This is a genomic window from Pseudomonas sp. GW821-FHT07F05, from assembly GCF_059418765.1.
Window position 1 is genome coordinate 27,926 of the sequence record NZ_JBWKQL010000003.1, and the last position, 19,019, is coordinate 46,944.

General features: G+C 57.4%; 17 protein-coding genes. 6 read left to right on the top strand and 11 right to left on the bottom strand.

Annotated features, from left to right (window positions below; genetic code table 11):
* Positions 1 to 22 precede the first annotated feature (22 nt).
* Positions 23 to 1,606 (bottom strand): peptide chain release factor 3, encoded by a 1,584-nt coding sequence (locus AC07RO_RS07925; RefSeq protein WP_282372734.1) that lies wholly within the window; start codon positions 1,604 to 1,606, stop codon positions 23 to 25.
* A 334-nt stretch (positions 1,607 to 1,940) separates the two neighbouring features.
* Between AC07RO_RS07925 and AC07RO_RS07930 the strand changes: the two genes are divergently transcribed.
* The 4 genes from AC07RO_RS07930 to AC07RO_RS07945 are packed head-to-tail and all read left to right on the top strand — an operon-like array spanning position 1,941 to position 5,482.
* Positions 1,941 to 2,654 (top strand): ABC transporter permease, encoded by a 714-nt coding sequence (locus tag AC07RO_RS07930; protein WP_495085778.1) that lies wholly within the window; start codon positions 1,941 to 1,943, stop codon positions 2,652 to 2,654.
* 28 nt (positions 2,655 to 2,682) lie between these two features.
* The gene (locus tag AC07RO_RS07935; protein WP_495085779.1) at positions 2,683 to 3,651 is read left to right on the top strand and encodes a glycine betaine ABC transporter substrate-binding protein; all 969 of its coding nucleotides are present in this window, start codon (positions 2,683 to 2,685) and stop codon (positions 3,649 to 3,651) included.
* Entirely contained in the window at positions 3,648 to 4,301 is a 654-nt protein-coding gene (locus tag AC07RO_RS07940; RefSeq protein ID WP_065990219.1) for an ABC transporter permease, read from the top strand. The genes AC07RO_RS07935 and AC07RO_RS07940 overlap by 4 nt, the downstream gene beginning before the upstream one ends.
* A gap of 11 nt (positions 4,302 to 4,312) precedes the next feature.
* Complete coding sequence (locus AC07RO_RS07945; protein ID WP_192171041.1) at positions 4,313 to 5,482, top strand: osmoprotectant ABC transporter ATP-binding protein OsmV; 1,170 nt, start codon at positions 4,313 to 4,315, stop codon at positions 5,480 to 5,482.
* A 60-nt stretch (positions 5,483 to 5,542) separates the two neighbouring features.
* On the opposite strand, the gene AC07RO_RS07950 is transcribed toward AC07RO_RS07945, so the two are convergent.
* Genes AC07RO_RS07950 through AC07RO_RS07965 form a run of 4 tightly spaced genes read right to left on the bottom strand, consistent with a single transcriptional unit; the run spans position 5,543 to position 8,629 of the window.
* Positions 5,543 to 6,460 (bottom strand): hypothetical protein, encoded by a 918-nt coding sequence (locus AC07RO_RS07950; protein WP_495085780.1) that lies wholly within the window; start codon positions 6,458 to 6,460, stop codon positions 5,543 to 5,545.
* A gap of 7 nt (positions 6,461 to 6,467) precedes the next feature.
* Positions 6,468 to 6,809 carry a hypothetical protein gene (locus tag AC07RO_RS07955; protein ID WP_495085781.1) on the bottom strand — a complete coding sequence of 114 codons (342 nt, stop codon included), beginning with the start codon at positions 6,807 to 6,809 and terminating at the stop codon, positions 6,468 to 6,470.
* Positions 6,806 to 8,137 carry an N-acetylmuramoyl-L-alanine amidase gene (locus AC07RO_RS07960; RefSeq protein WP_495085782.1) on the bottom strand — a complete coding sequence of 444 codons (1,332 nt, stop codon included), beginning with the start codon at positions 8,135 to 8,137 and terminating at the stop codon, positions 6,806 to 6,808. Before AC07RO_RS07960 ends, AC07RO_RS07955 begins: the two co-directional genes overlap by 4 nt.
* Before the next feature lie 3 nt (positions 8,138 to 8,140).
* Positions 8,141 to 8,629, bottom strand: a complete 489-nt coding sequence (locus AC07RO_RS07965) for a hypothetical protein (protein ID WP_346625640.1) — start codon at positions 8,627 to 8,629, stop codon at positions 8,141 to 8,143.
* A gap of 535 nt (positions 8,630 to 9,164) precedes the next feature.
* Between AC07RO_RS07965 and AC07RO_RS07970 the strand changes: the two genes are divergently transcribed.
* On the top strand, positions 9,165 to 10,328 hold the full coding sequence (locus AC07RO_RS07970; protein ID WP_192170666.1) for a type III PLP-dependent enzyme: 1,164 nt from the start codon (positions 9,165 to 9,167) through the stop codon (positions 10,326 to 10,328).
* Positions 10,329 to 10,379: 51 nt separating this feature from the next.
* Here the strand turns inward: AC07RO_RS07970 and AC07RO_RS07975 are convergent, their stop codons facing one another.
* The 6 genes from AC07RO_RS07975 to AC07RO_RS08000 form a co-directional block, all read right to left on the bottom strand.
* Positions 10,380 to 11,156 carry a hypothetical protein gene (locus AC07RO_RS07975; RefSeq protein WP_495085783.1) on the bottom strand — a complete coding sequence of 259 codons (777 nt, stop codon included), beginning with the start codon at positions 11,154 to 11,156 and terminating at the stop codon, positions 10,380 to 10,382.
* Between the two features lie 92 nt (positions 11,157 to 11,248).
* Positions 11,249 to 12,397: an alpha-xenorhabdolysin family binary toxin subunit A gene (locus AC07RO_RS07980; RefSeq protein ID WP_495085784.1), complete on the bottom strand. Its 1,149-nt coding sequence runs from the start codon at positions 12,395 to 12,397 to the stop codon at positions 11,249 to 11,251.
* Between the two features lie 130 nt (positions 12,398 to 12,527).
* Entirely contained in the window at positions 12,528 to 13,526 is a 999-nt protein-coding gene (locus AC07RO_RS07985) for an alpha-xenorhabdolysin family binary toxin subunit B (protein WP_495085785.1), read from the bottom strand.
* A gap of 2 nt (positions 13,527 to 13,528) precedes the next feature.
* Positions 13,529 to 14,716 (bottom strand): alpha-xenorhabdolysin family binary toxin subunit A, encoded by a 1,188-nt coding sequence (locus AC07RO_RS07990; protein ID WP_346629972.1) that lies wholly within the window; start codon positions 14,714 to 14,716, stop codon positions 13,529 to 13,531.
* Between the two features lie 259 nt (positions 14,717 to 14,975).
* Positions 14,976 to 15,770: a tetratricopeptide repeat protein gene (locus AC07RO_RS07995; RefSeq protein ID WP_495085786.1), complete on the bottom strand. Its 795-nt coding sequence runs from the start codon at positions 15,768 to 15,770 to the stop codon at positions 14,976 to 14,978.
* A gap of 3 nt (positions 15,771 to 15,773) precedes the next feature.
* Positions 15,774 to 16,454 carry a Fe2+-dependent dioxygenase gene (locus tag AC07RO_RS08000; RefSeq protein WP_495085787.1) on the bottom strand — a complete coding sequence of 227 codons (681 nt, stop codon included), beginning with the start codon at positions 16,452 to 16,454 and terminating at the stop codon, positions 15,774 to 15,776.
* A gap of 195 nt (positions 16,455 to 16,649) precedes the next feature.
* Here AC07RO_RS08000 and AC07RO_RS08005 point away from each other — a divergent pair, with 195 nt between their 5' ends.
* Positions 16,650 to 18,899: a TonB-dependent receptor gene (locus AC07RO_RS08005; RefSeq protein WP_495085788.1), complete on the top strand. Its 2,250-nt coding sequence runs from the start codon at positions 16,650 to 16,652 to the stop codon at positions 18,897 to 18,899.
* Positions 18,900 to 19,019 lie beyond the last annotated feature (120 nt).

A 19,019-nucleotide genomic window follows, 5' to 3' on the forward strand; every position in this document is an offset into this window, starting at 1 on the left:
CAATCACTCGGAGGAGTGAGCCTTAGTGATGCTCCCGCGTTGCGCGGAATTTCACGTCAGGCCAGCGCTCTTCCATCAAGGCCAGGTTGACCCGCGTCGGCGCGAGGTAGGTCAGGTGACCGCCGCCGTCCACGGCCAGGTTTTCCACGGCCTTGTTCTCGAATTCCTCGAGCTTCTTCTTGTCGCTGCAATCGATCCAGCGGGCTGACCACACGGTGATCGGCTCGTAGGCGCACTCGACTTTGTATTCTTCCTTCAAGCGGCTGGCGACCACATCGAACTGCAGCACACCGACGGCGCCGAGGATGATGTCGTTGCTGCGCTGCGGGAAAAACACCTGAGTGGCGCCTTCCTCGGCCAGTTGCTGCAAACCCTGACGCAGCTGCTTGGATTTCAGCGGATCTTTCAGGCGCACGCGGCGGAACAGCTCCGGGGCGAAGTGCGGAATGCCGGTGAATCCCAGCGCCTCGCCTTCAGTGAACGTATCGCCGATCTGAATCGTGCCGTGGTTGTGCAGGCCGATGATGTCGCCGGCGTAGGCTTCTTCCAACTGCTCACGCTCGCTGGAGAAGAACGTCAGTGCGTCACCGATGCGCACGTCCTTGCCGGTGCGCACATGGCGCATCTTCATGCCCTTGTCGTACTTGCCCGAGCAGATGCGCATGAACGCGATGCGGTCGCGGTGTTTCGGGTCCATGTTTGCCTGAATCTTGAACACGAAGCCGGCGAACTTTTCCTCGACCGGCTCGACCGTGCGCTCGTTGGCAACCCGGGCCAGTGGCTTCGGTGCCCAATTCACGACGGCGTCCAGAACGTGGTCGACACCGAAGTTGCCCAGCGCCGTGCCGAAGAACACCGGGGTCAACTGGCCGTCGAGGAATTCCTGCTGGTTGAATTCATGACAGGCGCCTTGCACCAGTTCCAGCTGATCGACAAAGCGATCGTACTCATCACCCAAGTGGGCGCGCGCTTCGTCCGAGTCGAGCTTCTCGATGATTTTCACCTCGGTGCGCTCGTGACCGTGACCGGCGGTGTAGACGATGATGTAGTCGTCGGCGAGGTGATAAACGCCTTTGAAATCGCGGTAGCAACCGATCGGCCAGGTGATCGGCGCAGCCTTGATCTTCAGGACCGCTTCGATCTCGTCGAGCAGCTCGATCGGGTCACGAATGTCGCGGTCCAGCTTGTTGATGAAGCTCACGATCGGCGTGTCGCGCAGGCGGCAGACGTCCATCAGTGCGATGGTGCGGGGCTCAACCCCTTTACCGCCATCGAGCACCATCAGCGCCGAGTCGACGGCGGTCAACGTGCGATAGGTGTCTTCGGAGAAGTCTTCGTGGCCCGGGGTGTCGAGCAGGTTGATCATGTGATCGCGATACGGGAACTGCATGACCGAGGTGGTGATGGAAATGCCGCGCTGCTTCTCCATTTCCATCCAGTCGGAGGTGGCGTGACGGTCGGATTTACGCGACTTCACCGTACCGGCGACGGAAATGGCCTTGCCCATCAGCAAGAGCTTTTCAGTGATGGTGGTCTTACCCGCATCGGGGTGGGAAATGATGGCGAAAGTGCGGCGTTTCGCGACTTCGGCGGCCTGTCTGGTCATGGGAAATCGCCCGAGAGGTGATTCAAAAAAAGGGCGGCGATTATAGCCCAAACCAAAGCAATAACCGAACCGTTCAGTCAATAAGGGGTGGCCAGATACCATCGCACGTGGGAACCTTTGCGGTTACGGAGACGTCCATCCCCTGGTATCGCAAGACGCCAAGGGTTGCAAAATCAGCAAGTTAGCTTGACGAAGCTACGCTCATGGCTTGTGTTTTCGCCGAGGTATCAACCTTTCCGGCGACTCACCCGCTGCTCTTCGCGAACGTTCGCGTGCTGCCTGAAAAGGCCGGTTTCACGCCAGACGTTCGCCGACTGAAATAAGGAGTCCGCCCGTGGCAAATCGCTATGGCAAGGGGCTGTTGGGAGGTGTGATTGTCATTGCACTCCTGGCCCTGCTGGTCCAATGGATCGGCATCAGTACCATCAGGCAATATCAGGACGATCTGCTGTTTTATCTGCAAGCCCATGTCTGGCTTGTGCTGGCTTCGATGCTCGCGGCACTGGCGGTCGGCATCCCGACCGGCATTGTCCTTAGCCGACCGAACATGGTTGGCCGCGCCGAACGCTTCATGCAGATCTTCAACATCGGTAACACCGTTCCTCCTCTCGCCGTGCTGGCCATTGCTCTGGGTATTCTGGGCATCGGCAGCGGTCCGGCAATCTTCGCTTTGTTCCTCGCTTCGTTGTTGCCCATCGTGCGCAACACCTACGAAGGCCTGAAAAACGTTCAGGGATCCCTCAAAGAAGCCGCTCGCGGCATCGGCATGACACCGCGTCAGGTGTTGTGGCGTGTCGAGCTGCCCAACGCCGTACCGATCATCATCGGCGGTGTGCGTGTGGCGCTGGCGATCAACGTCGGGACCGCGCCACTGGCCTTCCTCATCGGCGCGAACAGCCTGGGCAGCCTGATTTTCCCCGGCATCGCCCTGAACAATCAGCCGCAACTGGTGCTGGGCGCCGCGTGTACCGCGTTGCTGGCGCTGCTGCTCGATGGCGCCGTGACCCTGGCAAGCCGTCTCTGGCTGGAACGCGGCCTGGCTCGATAACTCGAGCCCCGCTGAGAAAGGAATTGCTATGAAGAAGTTATGCACATTAATCATGGGCTTCGGGCTGTTGCTGTCCGGTTTCGCCCATGCCGCGGATGCAGCCGCTGAAACGCCGGTTCTGCGGATCGGCGCGCGGGTGTTCACCGAGCAGACCATGCTGGCCGAACTGACGGCTCAATACCTGCGCGACAAGGGCTATGACGTCCAGATCACCGGCGGCCTGGGCAGTAACCTGGCGCGCAGTGCTCAGGAAAGCGGCCAGCTGGATCTGCTGTGGGAATACACCGGTGTGTCGCTGGTGGCCTACAACCATGTCGACGAGAAGCTCGACAGCGATCAGACCTATCAGCGCGTCAAGGAACTGGACGCGAAAAAGGGGCTGGTCTGGCTGTCGCCGTCCAAGTTCAACAACACCTATGCCTTGGCTCTGCCGGACAAAATTGCCCAGCAGTATCCGCAGGTCAACACCATGTCTGACCTGACCACAGTGCTCAAGGCCGAAGCCGACAAGGGTCACATCGTTGCGCTGGACACCGAGTTCGCCAACCGTTCCGACGGTCTGGTGGGCATGGTCAAGCATTACGGCATGAACCTGGGGCGTGAAAACACTCGTCAGATGGACGCCGGCCTGGTCTACACCGCGCTGCGCAACGGGCAGGTTTTTGCGGGCCTCGTCTACACCACCGATGGCCGCCTGAACGCGTTCAAACTCAAGGTGCTGGCGGACGATAAGCACTACTTCCCGGACTACACCGCCGCACCAGTCATCCGCAAAGAGTACCTCGACAAGCACCCGGAACTGGCCGATTTGCTCAAGCCACTTGCCGCGCTGCTGGATAACCAGACCATGCGTACGCTGAACGCGCGCATCGACGTCGACCACGAAAGTCCTACCGTCGTGGCGGCAGAATTCCTGCGCGAGCATCCGATCAATCCTTCCGCCGACAACGTGCCGGTCCCGCCGGCGTCGGCGGCAAAACAGGAGGAGAAACCATGAGTTTCCTCAGCGCTTTCTCCCATCTGGACTGGAATCAGGTCATGCACCTGACCCTGCAGCACATCACCCTCGTCGGCATCGCGGTAACGCTGGCGATTGTCGTCGGCGTGCCGCTCGGCGTGTTAATGACGCGCTTCCCGACCCTCGCCGGGCCGTTGCAGGCCAGCGCCACCGTGCTGCTGACCATCCCGTCGATTGCCCTGTTCGGCTTGCTGCTGCCGTTCTATTCGAAGTTCGGTCAGGGCCTCGGCCCGATGCCGGCGATCACAGCGGTGTTTCTCTACTCGCTGCTGCCGATCATGCGCAACACCTACCTGGCGCTGACCGGCGTCGAGCCCGGCATTCGTGAAGCCGCCAAGGGCATCGGCATGACCTTCGGCCAGCGCCTGCGCATGGTCGAACTGCCGATCGCCGTGCCGGTGATCCTTGCCGGCGTCCGCACCGCCGTGGTCATGAACATCGGTGTCATGACCATCGCCGCCACCATTGGCGCGGGCGGTCTGGGCGTACTCATCCTCGCTTCCATCAGCCGCAGCGATATGTCGATGCTGATCGTCGGCGCCGTACTGGTCAGCATTCTGGCCATCTTCGCCGACCTGCTTCTGCAATGGCTGCAACGCTCGCTGACTCCAAAAGGACTCCTGAAATGATCGCCAAACAAATGATTGAGCTGCAGAACCTGACCAAGACTTTCCAGAGCAACGGCAAGGAAGTGAAGGCCGTCGATTCAGTGAGCCTGACCGTCAATGAAGGCGAGATCTGCGTGTTCCTGGGTCCGTCGGGTTGCGGCAAAAGTACAACACTGAAAATGATCAACCGGCTGATCATGCCGACCTCCGGCAAAGTGCTGATCAATGGCGAGGACACCACCGGTCTCGACGAAGTCACCCTGCGCCGCAACATCGGTTACGTGATTCAGCAGATCGGCCTGTTCCCCAACATGACCATCGAGGAAAACATCGTGGTCGTGCCCAAGCTTCTGGGTTGGGACAAGCAGAAGTGCCACGACCGTGCTCGCGAACTGATGAGCATGATCAAGCTGGAACCCAAGCAGTACCTGCATCGCTATCCGCGCGAGTTGTCGGGTGGTCAGCAACAGCGGATCGGTGTGATTCGTGCGCTGGCGGCCGACGCGCCGCTGCTGCTGATGGACGAGCCCTTCGGTGCGGTCGACCCGATCAACCGCGAGATGATCCAGAACGAGTTTTTCGAGATGCAACGCGCGCTGAACAAGACCGTGATCATGGTCAGCCACGACATCGACGAAGCCATCAAGCTGGGCGACAAGATCGCCATCTTCCGCGCCGGCAAGCTGCTGCAGATCGATCACCCGGACACCCTGCTGGCGCACCCGGCGGATGATTTCGTCAGCAACTTCGTCGGCCAGGACAGCACGCTCAAGCGCCTGCTGCTGGTCAAGGCCGAAGACGCGGCGGACAACGCGCCGTCCGTGAGCCCGGAAACGCCCGTCGCCGATGCCCTGGAAATCATGGACGAAAACGACCGCCGCTACGTGGTCGTCACCGATGCCGAAAACAAGGCAATGGGTTACGTCCGCCGCCGCGACCTGCACCGTCAGGCCGGCACGTGCGAGCAATACCTGCGCCCGTTCAACGCCACCGCCGCTTACGACGAACACCTGCGCATCCTGCTGTCGCGCATGTACGAGTTCAACCGCTCGTGGCTGCCGGTGCTGGATGCCGACAATGTGTTCCTGGGTGAGGTGACGCAGGAGTCGATCGCGGCTTACCTGAGTTCCGGCCAGTCGCGCGGGATGAAGACCAGCATTGTTTCGCCTGCGGAATTGGTGGAGCAGGCTGCGTTGAGTTGATGTGAAGGGTCCGGGTGCTTTGGTGCCCGGGCTACTGTTGACGGTGACGACGCTGAGTCGTTATCGCCGACAGTCAGGGTTGTAATTGGTCTGCGTGAATGACATGAGGATCAAGCCCACAGCGTTCCCAACAATCGTGATGACCATGAGCGAGTCAACGGACTGTTGAAAAACCGCTACCTGAACGATCAGCGTGTAAACGGCTGTTCCAGCAATACCCACCGTTACGACATGTCGGCCGATTGTTCTTATGGACAGCACCAGTGCTGATTGCATCAGGACCAGGAAGATCACGGTGAGGGCCGTCAACTGAGGCGCCTCAGACACGACGGTCACGAGGGCACCATCCAGCAATCCAATCGTTGCGCAGACCAGGAAAGCGAACAGTGATCTGCGCGCATATAGGTTGTGGAAGGGTTGGCCTAGATTGTTAAGTCGCTGGGTTAACAGTGTAATTAAATAAAGCGAAATGCCGCACGTTACTGAAAACGTCACACCTGTTTCCAGCTCGTAATCATCATGTATGCCACTGCCTTGCATGACTGAGCTGTAAGAAGTACACAGCACCCATCCTGTGCCCAGTGTAAGCAGAAAGCCAAATAGGCCCAATCTGCCTGACTTTCTTATATTCGTCAGAGCGATGATGATCGAGCTCACCGAGAAGGCGATGCCGGCAAACACGGCTGGGTTAAGGTTTAGCAAAGCTGTGTAGCCACTTGCCCAGCAGGTGAACGTAAACAGGGTGATCCAAAAATAGTTCTTGATCAGTTGTCTTGAAGAGAATGTGGTGGTTGGCGGAGTGGGGGTAAACAGGAATAGGGGTAACGCTATGATGATTGATGCCAACGATGCAACGGCGGCAAGGACGATGGGTTCCAAGTCCACGTTCTGCTTGTAAGTGATGTAATTCATTGTCATGGCATTGCCAGTTAGAAAAATAATTAGTGCGGTCAGGCCTAGCGAGTAAAGTTTTTTCATATTCAAGTCAATGTGTCGTGGCTGTAGTCTGTTTTTTGAATGAATCGATATATCCCTTGTGGCATCCATCTCTGTCTGATTCGTCCTCTATTTGCGTGATATATCCTAAATGGTATCGGCAGTAATCGATCAAGTCCTGGCGGTCGTCATCCCTCAGCTCATGCACCGGATCAAAATCGCTGTCGGTCGCGAACATATTCTCGAATTCGATTTGTAGGGCGGGTTCTTTTTTTATAAAAAATACGGTGATGTTGTCTTCCGCCCAGTGCGTGTCGTAGTAGCCGATGTTGAGGACGGTCCATGCTGTGATGATAAGAACCACCGTAAACAAGAGAATAATCTTTTTCATTCTTGTAGTGGCCTGTGTAGTCCGGTAGTGGCACGCACTACTTTCACAAAATTCATTCCAATATTTCCGGGGCAGATTTTATGCTGATCCTCCGTCTGATGAGGGAACTCTCTGTGGCCGCCGAGGTGTTTTATAGGAAACTCGCGGTTGAAAGCCCTGATCAGATTGATAGCAGCCTCCTGCTGAATATTTGGCACTTGCATCGTGGTGTTAATTCCAAGGTGACTGAAAATCGTACGTGCTACCGCAGTCAGCCCTCCGCCCTCTTCTGGACTACTTAGGTTGTCCAGAAGCACGATGCCTAACACGTTGGAGTTATAAAGCTTGAGGTGTTCGCCCTTGAAGCGTATGTCCCTACCTTCGTAGACGACGCCGGAACAGTCGATTCCAAAATGGTAACCGACGTCATCAGACTTTTCGGCCATTTGAGAATCTTGTACATACCGCATCTGTTCGGCCCCAATACCGCTTGCGTAGCTTCTCCCCGCGTGATGAAGTGCAACCATGCTGTAATCCCAGTCTCGGTCCAACGGCTTTTTAGGCGAAGTCGCATGCCACTCCGAACGTTCAACAAACCCGTGCCCCAGCTCCCGCACTTTCCGAATAATCGCCTCTCGCGTCGCGGCCCGATCATTCACGGTGATCACCATGGGCTTCGGCGCATCCCCATGGATCAACGTCTCCACGCGCGTTGTGGTCGTCACTTCGCGCGTGGTCATTCCCGCAAGCTCACTCAACTCTCGCACTGGCGAGCGGAACATGACGTGGAGAGACACGACGGACTCCGCTGAAGAACCCTCAACGCGGGCCAGTCCATAGCTGTCGGTGATACCGGTCTTCTGCTGACCGTCCACCCTCGCCACAAACGCCCGGTTCACCAGCGGCTGTCCCGTTTCGCTGTCGCGGATGACGAAGGTACGGACGAAGACTCTTCCCGACGCCCGAGTGGTGTGGGGATAAAGAGAAGGCGGGGTACTCGACGTGGGCGTCACGTGGCGTGGCGTCGCAGGAGTAGGCGCAACGCGAGCGGCTCCCGCGCGCCCTGACCGCGATGCAATCAATCGATTCGTGCCCGGCGGACACGCGCACAACACAAGCGCGTTATGCACGGCGGTCGGGATGCCTAGCCACACGAAGCGACTGTCCCCTTCGACGATTTCACCGATCTGCCCACACACGCCGCAAGGGCTGGTCTTGTCGCCTAGCCGCAATGCCATCCGGCCCTGTTCCAGGGATGACTGCACAAGACTGGCGTGGCAGATTGCGCCGGTGGTGGTCGCGTCTCCATCGAGGCCTTGTTCCCGATTGTGGATGCCGAAGAATCCCATGCATCAACACTCCGCAGCAGGAAGGAAATCGTCCGGCCACGCGACATCCTGGCGTTGCAGCAACAGAAGGTGTCCCTGGGGCGTATTGATGATCTCGTCGCCGTTGCTCAAGCGACTGCCAACTAGCGCAATTTGACTGTTCGCTTCTCCTGCACCGGTAAGGATCTGCGCCTCAGTGCCATCGGGGTAAACGGCGTAATCACCGACTCTTGCGCCCGCGACCTCACGGCCGTCAGCGAGCGTGAAATTCATACCCAGTGTGCCTTTCACGATGACACCGCCATCGCGGGTCTGGCTGCGTTCCGCTGCCACCCGGAAAATGCCAGTGGCGGGGTGGGCCTGCTTGAACGCTTCGTTCTCTTTTACCCGAGCCAAGGCTTCCGGACTGAACGTGGCAAGCGCCTCGTCTGAAAAGTGCGGTCGATTCTGATCACGCAGGTACTCGGCGGTGATGTCGTTGTTGTACAGCGGGGAAAGGGCGTTCTCTTGCATGACGCTGATCCTTGGCCGGGTTGATTCGCCTCCTCGTACCGTTCGTGCGAGGTGAATGAACGCCAACCCTAGTGATCAGGATCAATGGGATACGTGGGGGAGAGAGATCCGGTGCGTAGGGCATTTCGGGTGATCAGGTAGCCGATGTCTGACGGACAGGTGGCTTTCGTAACGGATCGCCCATTTGCCACCCACCGGGAACATCACCCTGTCACATCGGTCGGTTACTACGGGTTGATTGAACGCGCGTGGATTCCCGTCTGGCAAAAACGGGCAGAAACGCGACATTTTTAGTTGATCTCCGGCCCCTCAGGTCCTACAGTTCGCGCCGAACGTCCATGCTGGAAACGATCCATCCGGCTCAAGTACTGACGACGAGACAGCAAGGCCACGGGACATCGCGTTCCCATGGCCTTTTTGCTTTCGGCCGAGCAGCCTTGGGAAGTAGGCGAACCAAAGTGGGGATACGGAGGACGTTCACGAGCCGCGCGCTCACACCCATTGTTTTTTACCGTTTGCCAACAGGAGTCCCCGCATGTCGATCCAGGTCGAAGATTATTTCGAGAAAAGCACCTTCGATAAAATGAAGGCGTTTGCCGACAAGCAAGAAACCCCGTTCGTGGTCATCGACACCGCGATGATCAGCAAGGCCTACGACGACCTGCGTGCAGGCTTCGAATTCGCCAAAGTGTATTACGCCGTCAAAGCCAACCCGGCGGTCGAAATCATCGACCTGCTGAAGGAAAAAGGCTCCAGCTTCGACATCGCCTCGATCTACGAGCTGGACAAGGTGATGGACCGCGGCGTCAGCCCGGATCGCATCAGCTACGGCAACACCATCAAGAAATCCAAAGACATTCGCTACTTCTACGAGAAGGGCGTGCGTCTGTTCTCCACCGACTCCGAAGCCGACCTGCGCAACATCGCCAAGGCTGCGCCGGGCTCGAAAGTCTACGTTCGCATCCTCACCGAAGGCTCGACCACGGCTGACTGGCCGCTGTCACGCAAGTTCGGTTGCCAGACCGACATGGCCATGGACCTGCTGATTCTGGCCCGTGAACTGGGCCTAGTGCCTTACGGCATCTCGTTCCACGTCGGTTCGCAGCAGCGCGACATCAGCGTCTGGGACGCCGCGATCGCCAAAGTGAAAGTGATCTTCGAGCGTCTGAAAGAAGAAGACGGCATCGTGCTCAAGCTGATCAACATGGGCGGCGGCTTCCCGGCCAACTACATCACCCGCACCAACAGCCTGGAAACCTACGCTGAAGAAATCATCCGCTATCTGAAAGAAGACTTCGGTGATGACCTGCCGGAAATCATTCTGGAGCCGGGCCGTTCGTTGATCGCCAACGCCGGTATTCTGGTCAGCGAAGTGGTGCTGGTGTCGCGTAAATCCCGCACCGCCGTCGAGCGTTGGGTGTACACGGACGTGGGCAAGTTCTCCGGCCTGATCGAAACCATGGACGAAGCCATCAAGTTCCCGATCTGGACCGAGAAGAAAGGCGAAGTGGAAGAAGTCGTCATCGCCGGCCCGACCTGCGACAGCGCCGACATCATGTACGAGAACTACAAGTACGGCCTGCCGCTGAACCTGGCCATCGGTGATCGTCTGTACTGGCTCTCCACGGGTGCGTACACCACCAGCTACAGCGCTGTGGAATTTAACGGCTTCCCGCCGCTGAAGTCTTACTACGTGTAAATCTGCGCAGTAACGAGAAAACGGCACCCGGTGGGTGCCTTTTTTTGCGGTTCAAATACTGAATCGAAGAATACTGTCGAGGGTGTAATTGATCAGCCGCTGAGCCTCGCGTGCTGAGATGGCCGCGGATTGACACGACACGGTCATGCGCCGCGCGGGTTGATTGGCCTTGAGCGCCTGGACTTCACGGAGTGTGGCGTTCAATAGGCCGGACAATCGCGAGCAATAGGCCCCCATATTTCCTGCCGAGAGGATCGTCGTATTGTAGGCGCGACGATGCCATTGCATTGCGCTTCTTGCCGAATCCAGACTGCTCTCGTCCGTCACCGCGCTGCTCAGCGTTTCCGGTACGTTGCTGGACTTTCCTTTAACCAGCAGCCCTTTTTGTTTCGCATATTCATACGTCCTGACGTTCATGAAATCGATGAACCGGGGAATGGTCTGCCTTGCGCATTCGATGATGCGGTCGCATTCCGCCTGTTGCCGCTTGAACTCTGCATCGTGGCGCAGCAGATCCTGCGTGAGCTGCGCGATTCGGCTGTCGAACGGGTTGCTGTCCAGTAGTGCGACCAGCTCAGCCAGTGTCTTTTTGGTGTCGTGATGGAGCGAGCGAATCTGCTTCACGCTGCTGCTCCAGAGCGTACTGCCCTGCCGCGCGATGGCGACGGCTTGATCCATCGCGGGCTCCCTGTATTTACCGTATTCGGCTTGAGGCACCAAACCGAGTTTGATCTTGAAGGCTTCAATGTGTTGGGGAAGTTTTTCCAGATAGCCGATGTTGTATCCCAAGTACCCGACATCGTCGTATTCGATGAGATGTGTTGTCATGATGCCGCCCTCCATGGCGTTACAGCGCAAACTCGTTGTGTTGCCACTGCGCGGTGGCGTAGGTCTTGTCTATGTCGAAGCGTTCGAATTCTTCATGCCTGATGCCCATAATTCTTGCGGAACTCGCGGTCTGCCTCTTTGAACACTTTGAGCAACGTGTCCGCTTCCCGTTTTATCTGGGTCCAGGGTTCAGCCACCAGATTAAAAGCGTTCATGAGGCGGCGCATTGACAGCGCGTTATCAATTTTGCCCGCTTCTTGAGCCGAGTGGATCAGGAAAATATGCAGACCGTTCCACACCACAACCATGTTCTGGATGGCAATGTCTGCATCCAGAATGATCAGGCTTAGATCATGCAGATCATGACGAACGCGCTGCAGTGAGGCGTGGATTCGGTTTTTTTGCTCCAGTAGACGAATGCTGTTCTCTTGTTCCAGGCGCAATGCATTGATCTTTCTACGCACTTTGCCTGCTTCAACCCCGTAGTAAATACCCAAACCGATCAGGGCAAAACTGGCACCCACCGACTTTTTGATCAGCGTTTTGTATGCCCGCTGTTTTTCTTCAATGTCTGCGGCACGTCGGTTGATGGCGTCGTTCAGCGTTTTGATGTCGGCCGGCACATTATTGTTGTCGATGCTCTTTAACTTGAGCTGTACGTCGGGCATTACCCGTGTCGACAACTCCCGCGAAAAGGCATCGAGCCGACCCTTGAGTGCTTCGGTTGTGTTGCGTCGATGCAAGACGAGCGCGGCGACCTGCTCGATGTAATGCAGAAAATCCTGGTGATCGGTCGGCTCGAGCGTCTCTGCAGCCTTTGCCCTGATCTCGTTATAAAGCTCTCTTACACCGTTGCCGTAAACTTGCATCTGATCGGCGAACACCCACAACTCGCTGCCTACGTTCATCAGGTCGGTACGAAGCGGTTTCCATTGCGCGGCATGAAGATGAATGCGATTGAAACTCGCCTGAAAATCCCTGGCTTCAAGATTCAGGCCGGCGCCTGTTTCGTAGCCCAGATACCAGACAACATCTTTGAGTGCGATGGGAAGCGCGAGACCGTGGGTTGTATAACGCATAAGGTCAATCAGTTGTGATTTGGTCAGGAAGAGGCCTGGCGCGCGAATGGCTTCTTCTACCGTACCCGCTGCAGCGGAAATCAACGTGCAGGGCAGGCGCTCTGCCAAGTCAAGTTTCTCATCCCGAACGGGTGCGTCATCCATGGCTCCGGATGATTTCATATCGTTAATCCTTTAATGAGATGAATGGTGTGAAGGGGAGGCCTGACGTGAACCAGGCGCTCCGGCATGGGGCCGGGAAGAACATCCCTTGTACTTCCCGGCCTGCATTGTTGCGCGTTGGCGGATGAAATCAGGCCATGACTTTCAAGTGTTTTGCCAGCGACAGCGCGTCAACGCTGAACTGAGTGACCGCGTCCTGATCACCACCGTTTACGGTGTTGTAAGTCGCGAGGAAGGCCCGTTTGGCCGCGACACATTTCTCGAACTCGGTGATGTACTGCGCCCGATGTTCATCGAAGTTATGGCACGCCGTGATCAGCTCTTTTTTTAATGTGACCAGGCGTAACTCATTGGTCTTCGCGTAAGTGCTGCTGATCAGGTCATCAATCTGTTTGCGCAGGGTATTGCGGGCTTCAACCATCCCCAGGTAGTTGATCAGGCTTTCGGCCCGTTCCAGGACCTGTTGCGCCAAGCCGATGGCGGCCTCTACGGCAATCAACTGGGGGGGTGTCATGCCCATTTTGACCAGCTCCTGAGCGGTCAGCGCTGTATCTTTGGCCAGCTCGGTGAAGCCCTTGGCTTCGATCAGTGCCATGGCGTCAGTCAGCGCTTTGCGCTTTGCTTCCAGCGTGTCCTGGCGTTCTTTGATCTTCAGCACTTCTGCCGGCAGGCGCGCCTGGTCGGCTTCAAGCTGCTTGATGTACGTCCCAGTGGCAGCTCGATCAATCGGCGTTGCCATGGCCGTGATCAGATTGTGGAGCATCAGCTCTTTATTGCCCACGGTGTTCATGATGGTCTGAATTCGAATGACGATGTCTTCAATGATTTCTTCTTTGTCGGACTCCGGGGCGCCCTGGAACTCACTTTGAAGTTCTCTGAGGGCGCCCACTTGAATCCCTAAAACAGTACCCAGTGATTGAACGGTGTCCCGAAGTCTGAAGTCAGACTCACGTATGGCTTTGTCCAGTTCAGAGACTCGGTTGTGCAATGACGGCAGATACTGTGTCTGAATGAACAGAACTTTCATTTGAATGGTTGCATCGTTGGCATTGGCTTTCGCCTGTTTGAACGCTTGAACGTTCAGCTCCGGATAGTCGAGGCTGCCTGGAAATTGAGAAATGTTATTCATGTTTAAACTCCGTAATCTTCTCTGAATTCGCGGTCCGCTTCTGCAAACACGTGTTGTAATTTTTGGGCGTCCACTTCAATGGTTTCCCACGGTTTAACCACGAGATTGAATTGGTTGCGGAACCTGCGCATGGACAGGCCGTCGTGGATACCATCTACTTCAGCGGCGGAAGCAGCGATGAACGTGCTTAACGAGTTCCAGACACTGATCAGGTTTTGGGTGGCGATGTCGGCATCGATCACAATCAGATCGAGGTTCTGGAAGTCCATCCGTATACGACCCAGCGACGCCAGGATCCGGTTTTTCTTCGCCATCAGCGCGATATCTTTTTCTTGCTCTTCGGTGAGCTTGTTGCGTTCCTTGCGGATTTTTTCGGCCTGGACGCTGGAGTAAATCATCATGACCAGGTTGCCCATGACGGCACCGATGGCCTGCTTGACCATCTCTTTGTATTCTTTGTTCTTCTCTTCAATGGCCAGCGCGCGGTTATCGATTTTCACCTGAAGCGCCTGGATCTCGCTGCTCATGGTGTTGTTGTCGATGCTCGCCAATTTGAGCTTGATGGCGGGGCCAACCTGTTGGGCCAGTTGTCGGCCGAATGAGTCCAGGCGCTGTTTTATTGCAAGCGCCTCCGCCTCTTGCTCTCTTACTTTCTTGAGTATTTCATCCAGATAAAAACCCAAATCAAGACGATCCATAGCCTCAATGCCGGGAAATTTTTTGCCCAGCTTAAGTTCGACTTTCCGCAGATCTTCAAGTGTCTTGATGTTGTATTTTTCGATCAGGCCCAATACCGCCATATCATCGAATACTTCCCTCATACTCGCGCCATAGACTTGCATGGAGCCGGCGAATACCACGAGTTTGGTATTGACGGTCAGCAGGTCGGTGCGCAGCGGATTCCACAGCCTGGCGTGGCCATTGACGAGCTTGAAGGTGCGCTGGAAGTCAACGGGCTCCAGCCCGAGACCGGCGCCGTTTTCATAGCCCAGATAAGCGATGACGTTGTCCAGTTCGGTCGGAAGGGCCAGGCCGGCGATTTCATATTTCTTGAGGTGCTTGAGCTGCTCTTTGGTCAGTATCAGCCCGGTGTCCCGGGTATCGCTCCCGTTTGTTGCGACCGATGAACCGAAAAGGCTTGCAGGATCACTCGCTGCGTCGGTGACGAGGTTTTCCGTAAGTTGAGACATATCATTAATCCTTTAATGATGCGTATTAAATGTTCTGAAGCTAATTAACGCTTCAGATGCAGAATGGTTAAGTTGTCTGCACGAGAAGGAGAGTAAGTCGTGTTTTTGAGGCGGTCAAAGTGCGAAGGCAGTCTGAGTTTGTAGGATGATTCGTTCCCGCCCATGCACAATGTTGGCATGTCCCCGGAAATGGGGGCGTAACACACGATTGGGGGCTGCTCGTGAAACTGTGTTTGGCAAATGAACTTACAATTGGCGGTTATATAACTTTCAGTAGTTCACGATATTCCGCCGCGTCTGCTTCATTTCCCAACTCCGCCGCCCGCTTATGGTAATCGAGAGCCAGCGCTCGAACCTGAGGATGGGGTGCTTGCAACAGCGTCTTGCGACTGACCCGCAGGAAGTTGAGATTGCCATTCTGCACGGCAGTTTTCAGCCAGCCTACGGCTTCCTCCACGCGTCCGTGATCTGCCAGCACTGCGGCATGACTGAACTGCCCACGGAAATCACCTGCCCGCGCCGACCGTTGATACCACTCATGGGCTGCAGCGAGATCCTGCTCGCAGCACAGACCCTCTTCCAGATAACGCCCCAGCAGATTCATCGACTTCGCGTGGCCCAGCTCTGCCGCCTTGCGATAGCAGGCCAGCGCGCGGGCCTGATCTTTGTTCACCCCGCGCCCGGTGGCGAGCAGGTTGCCGTAGTTATAAAAGCCCCAATCCAGACCGGCCTCGGCGGCGAGGCGATAATGCTCGGCAGCCTTTGCCGCGTCCGGTTCGCAGCCCCACCCATGCTCGTGGCAGCGGCCAGCCATGTTCTGCGCCATCGCGTGGCCGCGACGGGCCGCAATCTGGAACCAGACCAACGCCAGCGCCGGGTCGCGTTCAATGCCGGTGCCGTCGAGCAATATCTGCCCGAGCAGCGCTTGGGCGTCGACGATGTTGGCCTGCGCCGCGATCAGAATCGCCCGTGCGGCACTGGCCGGGCTGTCTTCAAGCATGGCGCGCAATTGGTCGCCGTCGAGCACCTCTTCACGTCGCAGATTCCAGGTCATGACTCAGACCTCGACCCACTGCCGCAGCAGGTTGTGATAGATGCCGGTGAGTTGCAGCAGTGAAGGATGATCGGGCACGTCGCGGCTCAATTGCTGAATGGCCGCGTCCATTTCGAACAGCAGTGTGCGGTGGCCATCGTCCCGCACCAGGCTCTGGGTCCAGAAGAACGAGGCGTACCGCGCGCCCCGCGTCACAGCATTGACTTTGTGCAGACTGCTGGCCGGATAAAGCAGCAGGTCACCCGCCGGGAGCTTGACCTGACGGGTGCCGAAGGTGTCCTGAATCACCAGCTCGCCGCCGTCGTAATCATCGGGATCGCTGAAGAACAGCGTCGATGACAAATCCGTGCGCACACGCTCGGTGCTGCCCTTGGCCTGACGCACGGCGTTGTCGATGTGGAAATCGAAACTGCCGCCGCCGGTGTAGCAGTTCAATAACGGCGGGAAGACCTTGTGGGGCAGGGCGGCAGACATGAACAGCGGGTTCTGCCACAGGCGCTCAAGCATCGCCGCGCCAATCTCCACGGCAAGTGGATGGCCCTCCGGCAACTGCAGGTTGTGCTTGGCTTTCGCCGACTGGTGCCCGGCGGTGATCTTGCCGTCCGCCCATTGGGTTTCCTCCAGCGCCTGTCGGATGCGACGCACCTCCTCGGGTGAAAACAGACCGGGGATATGTAGGAGCATGAATCGCGACCTGCGAGAAGAATGAAGCGGCGGATGATAGTGATTCTTATTGGTCGTGTAAAACGCCTCCCGCGCGTGTGAATGGGCAGATGTGAAAATTGAGTAATGGGAAAGTGTAAAGAATGTAAGTTTTCTGCGAATGCGAAGCAGTCTCAACTATATTCCGCCGCCTTATTGTTTCCTTGGGGAAGGAAAATGTCGCGCCAAGCACAACCGGTTACCGCCCATTCGCAGCGTTCCATTGTCAGCGCCGTGGGCGTCGCCCTTGCGGCGATATCAGCCGCCCATATGGCGCAGGCTGCAGAACCTGCATCGGATGCTCTGAATCTCGGGGCCACCAATATCGACGGCGAGCGGGCCGACACGGCTTACAAGACCGAAGAATCGGCCTCGAAAAAGTACACCGCACCCCTGCGCGAGACGCCGAAGAGCGTCACGGTGATCCCGCAGCAAGTCATCCGCGACACCGCGGCGACGAGCCTAGCTGACGCATTGCGCACCACCCCCGGCATTACTTTTGGTGCGGGGGAGGGCGGCAACCCGAATGCGGATCGCCCGATCATTCGCGGCTTCAACGCAGAGAGCGACGTATTCGTCGACGGCATGCGCGACGTAGCGGCGCAGAGCCGGGAGATTTTCAACGTCGAATCAGTCGAGGTCAGCAAAGGCCCGGGCTCGGCGTTCACGGGTGCAGGCTCCACGGGTGGCAGCCTGAACCTCGTCACCAAGGGCGCTCATCTGGGCGATGCCTTCAACGGCGGCTACACCTTCGGTTCGGACCAGACCCAGCGCTACACCCTCGACGTCAACAAGCAGATGACCGACACCTCGGCCTTCCGCCTGAACCTGATGAAGCATGATTCCAATGTCGCCGGCCGCAATGATGTCGACAACAGCCGTTGGGGCGTTGCGCCTTCGTTCGCGTTCGGTCTGGGCACCGACACGCGAGTCAAGGTCGACTACTACCACCTGTCCACCGACGACATGCCCGACTACGGCATTCCGCTGACCAACACCACGGGCCGCAGCAAGTACGTGGTCGACAAGCCGGCCCACGTCAACGAAAACAACTTCTACGGTTTGACCGACCGCGATTACCGCAAGAGCGTCAACGACAGCGGCACGATCCGCCTCGAACACGACCTCAACGACAACCTGACGATCTCCAACAGCTTCCGCATGTCGCGCTCGACGCTGGACTACATCGTCACCAACCCCGACGACAGCCGGGGCAACGTTGCCAGAGGCCTCGTCTCGCGCTCCGCGAAGAGCCGCAATTCCACCTCCAGCGGCTTCGTCAACCAGACTGACCTGCAAGCGAAATTCGACACCGGTTTCATTCAGCACAGCCTGGTGACAGGCCTCGAGTTTTCGTATCAGGACACCCACAACCGCGGCTACAACGTGCTCAGTGCCAGTGGCGGGACCATCGGCTCGACGTGTAACGCAGCGCTCTTGGCGTCCGGCGACTGCACCAGCCTGTCCAACCCGTCGCCGAAAGACGACTGGAACGGCACCATCACCGACAGCCAGGCGTACACCGATACCGACACCAAAACCAGTGCCGCGTATGTGTTCGACACGCTGAAATTCAACGAGCAGTGGTCGTTGAACCTCGGCCTGCGTTACGACGATTACGACGTGCGTTCCAGCGGTTACAGCACCGGTGGCCGGGGCTCGGTGGCGGGCAGCTTCAAGCGTGAAAACACCAGCCAGCTGTGGAATTACCAGGTCGGCGTAACCTACAAGCCATTGCCGAACGGCAGCATCTACGCGGCATGGTCGACGTCCAGCAACCCGTCGGGTGAGACCAGCGGCAATGGTGGTCTGGAAATCGCGGCGAACAACGCCAACCTCGATCCGGAAAAGAACCGCAACTACGAGCTGGGCACCAAGTGGGATTTCTTCGACGATAACCTGTCGCTGACCGCCGCGCTGTTCCGCACCGAGAAGACCAACGCGCGGGTCACTGACCCTGACAACGCGACGTTCCAGGTGCTGGACGGCGAGCAGCGTGTCGATGGTCTGGAGCTGACCTATAGCGGCAACATCACCGGCAAATGGAAAGTCTACGGCGGCTACACCTACATGGAGAGTGAGATCGTCAGTGCGACCAGCAAGGCGGATGAGGGTAATCACATGCCGAGCACGCCGCGCAACAGCTTCAATTTCTGGTCGACCTACGAACTGATGCCGAAGCTGACCTTGGGCGGCGGCGCGACGTTCGTCGATTCCCGTTTCGGCAACGAAGCCAACTCGGTGGAAGTGCCGTCCTACTGGCGCTACGACGCCATGGCCACGTACGCGCTGACCAAGAACGTCGACCTGCAACTGAACGTGCAGAACCTGACCGACAAGCGTTACTACGATCAGGTCTTCACCACCCACTACGCCCACATGTCTGCCGGGCGTACCGCGCTGATGAGTGCCAGCTTCCACTTCTGATCCGGTCACTCCCACAAGTCCGGCGAACGATCCGAAATATCGAGTCAGTCCACTGCCTCGTGGGAGCGAGCTTGCTCGCGAAGACCTGAGTTCAGTCGCTGAAGATTTCAGCGACTGTGC

What these genes read in the sequence shown, in the direction of transcription:
- AC07RO_RS07970 (WP_192170666.1), top strand. Translation starts at nt 9,165, where the DNA reads ATGTCGATCCAGGTCGAAGATTATTTCGAGAAAAGCACCTTCGATAAA.
- AC07RO_RS07990 (WP_346629972.1), bottom strand. Translation starts at nt 14,716, where the DNA reads ATGTCTCAACTTACGGAAAACCTCGTCACCGACGCAGCGAGTGATCCT.
- AC07RO_RS07925 (WP_282372734.1), bottom strand. Translation starts at nt 1,606, where the DNA reads ATGACCAGACAGGCCGCCGAAGTCGCGAAACGCCGCACTTTCGCCATC.
- AC07RO_RS07995 (WP_495085786.1), bottom strand. Translation starts at nt 15,770, where the DNA reads ATGACCTGGAATCTGCGACGTGAAGAGGTGCTCGACGGCGACCAATTG.
- AC07RO_RS07940 (WP_065990219.1), top strand. Translation starts at nt 3,648, where the DNA reads ATGAGTTTCCTCAGCGCTTTCTCCCATCTGGACTGGAATCAGGTCATG.
- AC07RO_RS07975 (WP_495085783.1), bottom strand. Translation starts at nt 11,156, where the DNA reads ATGACAACACATCTCATCGAATACGACGATGTCGGGTACTTGGGATAC.
- AC07RO_RS08000 (WP_495085787.1), bottom strand. Translation starts at nt 16,454, where the DNA reads ATGCTCCTACATATCCCCGGTCTGTTTTCACCCGAGGAGGTGCGTCGC.
- AC07RO_RS08005 (WP_495085788.1), top strand. Translation starts at nt 16,650, where the DNA reads ATGTCGCGCCAAGCACAACCGGTTACCGCCCATTCGCAGCGTTCCATT.
- AC07RO_RS07935 (WP_495085779.1), top strand. Translation starts at nt 2,683, where the DNA reads ATGAAGAAGTTATGCACATTAATCATGGGCTTCGGGCTGTTGCTGTCC.
- AC07RO_RS07965 (WP_346625640.1), bottom strand. Translation starts at nt 8,629, where the DNA reads ATGCAAGAGAACGCCCTTTCCCCGCTGTACAACAACGACATCACCGCC.
- AC07RO_RS07955 (WP_495085781.1), bottom strand. Translation starts at nt 6,809, where the DNA reads ATGAAAAAGATTATTCTCTTGTTTACGGTGGTTCTTATCATCACAGCA.
- AC07RO_RS07950 (WP_495085780.1), bottom strand. Translation starts at nt 6,460, where the DNA reads ATGAAAAAACTTTACTCGCTAGGCCTGACCGCACTAATTATTTTTCTA.
- AC07RO_RS07985 (WP_495085785.1), bottom strand. Translation starts at nt 13,526, where the DNA reads ATGAATAACATTTCTCAATTTCCAGGCAGCCTCGACTATCCGGAGCTG.
- AC07RO_RS07960 (WP_495085782.1), bottom strand. Translation starts at nt 8,137, where the DNA reads ATGGGATTCTTCGGCATCCACAATCGGGAACAAGGCCTCGATGGAGAC.
- AC07RO_RS07980 (WP_495085784.1), bottom strand. Translation starts at nt 12,397, where the DNA reads ATGAAATCATCCGGAGCCATGGATGACGCACCCGTTCGGGATGAGAAA.
- AC07RO_RS07945 (WP_192171041.1), top strand. Translation starts at nt 4,313, where the DNA reads ATGATTGAGCTGCAGAACCTGACCAAGACTTTCCAGAGCAACGGCAAG.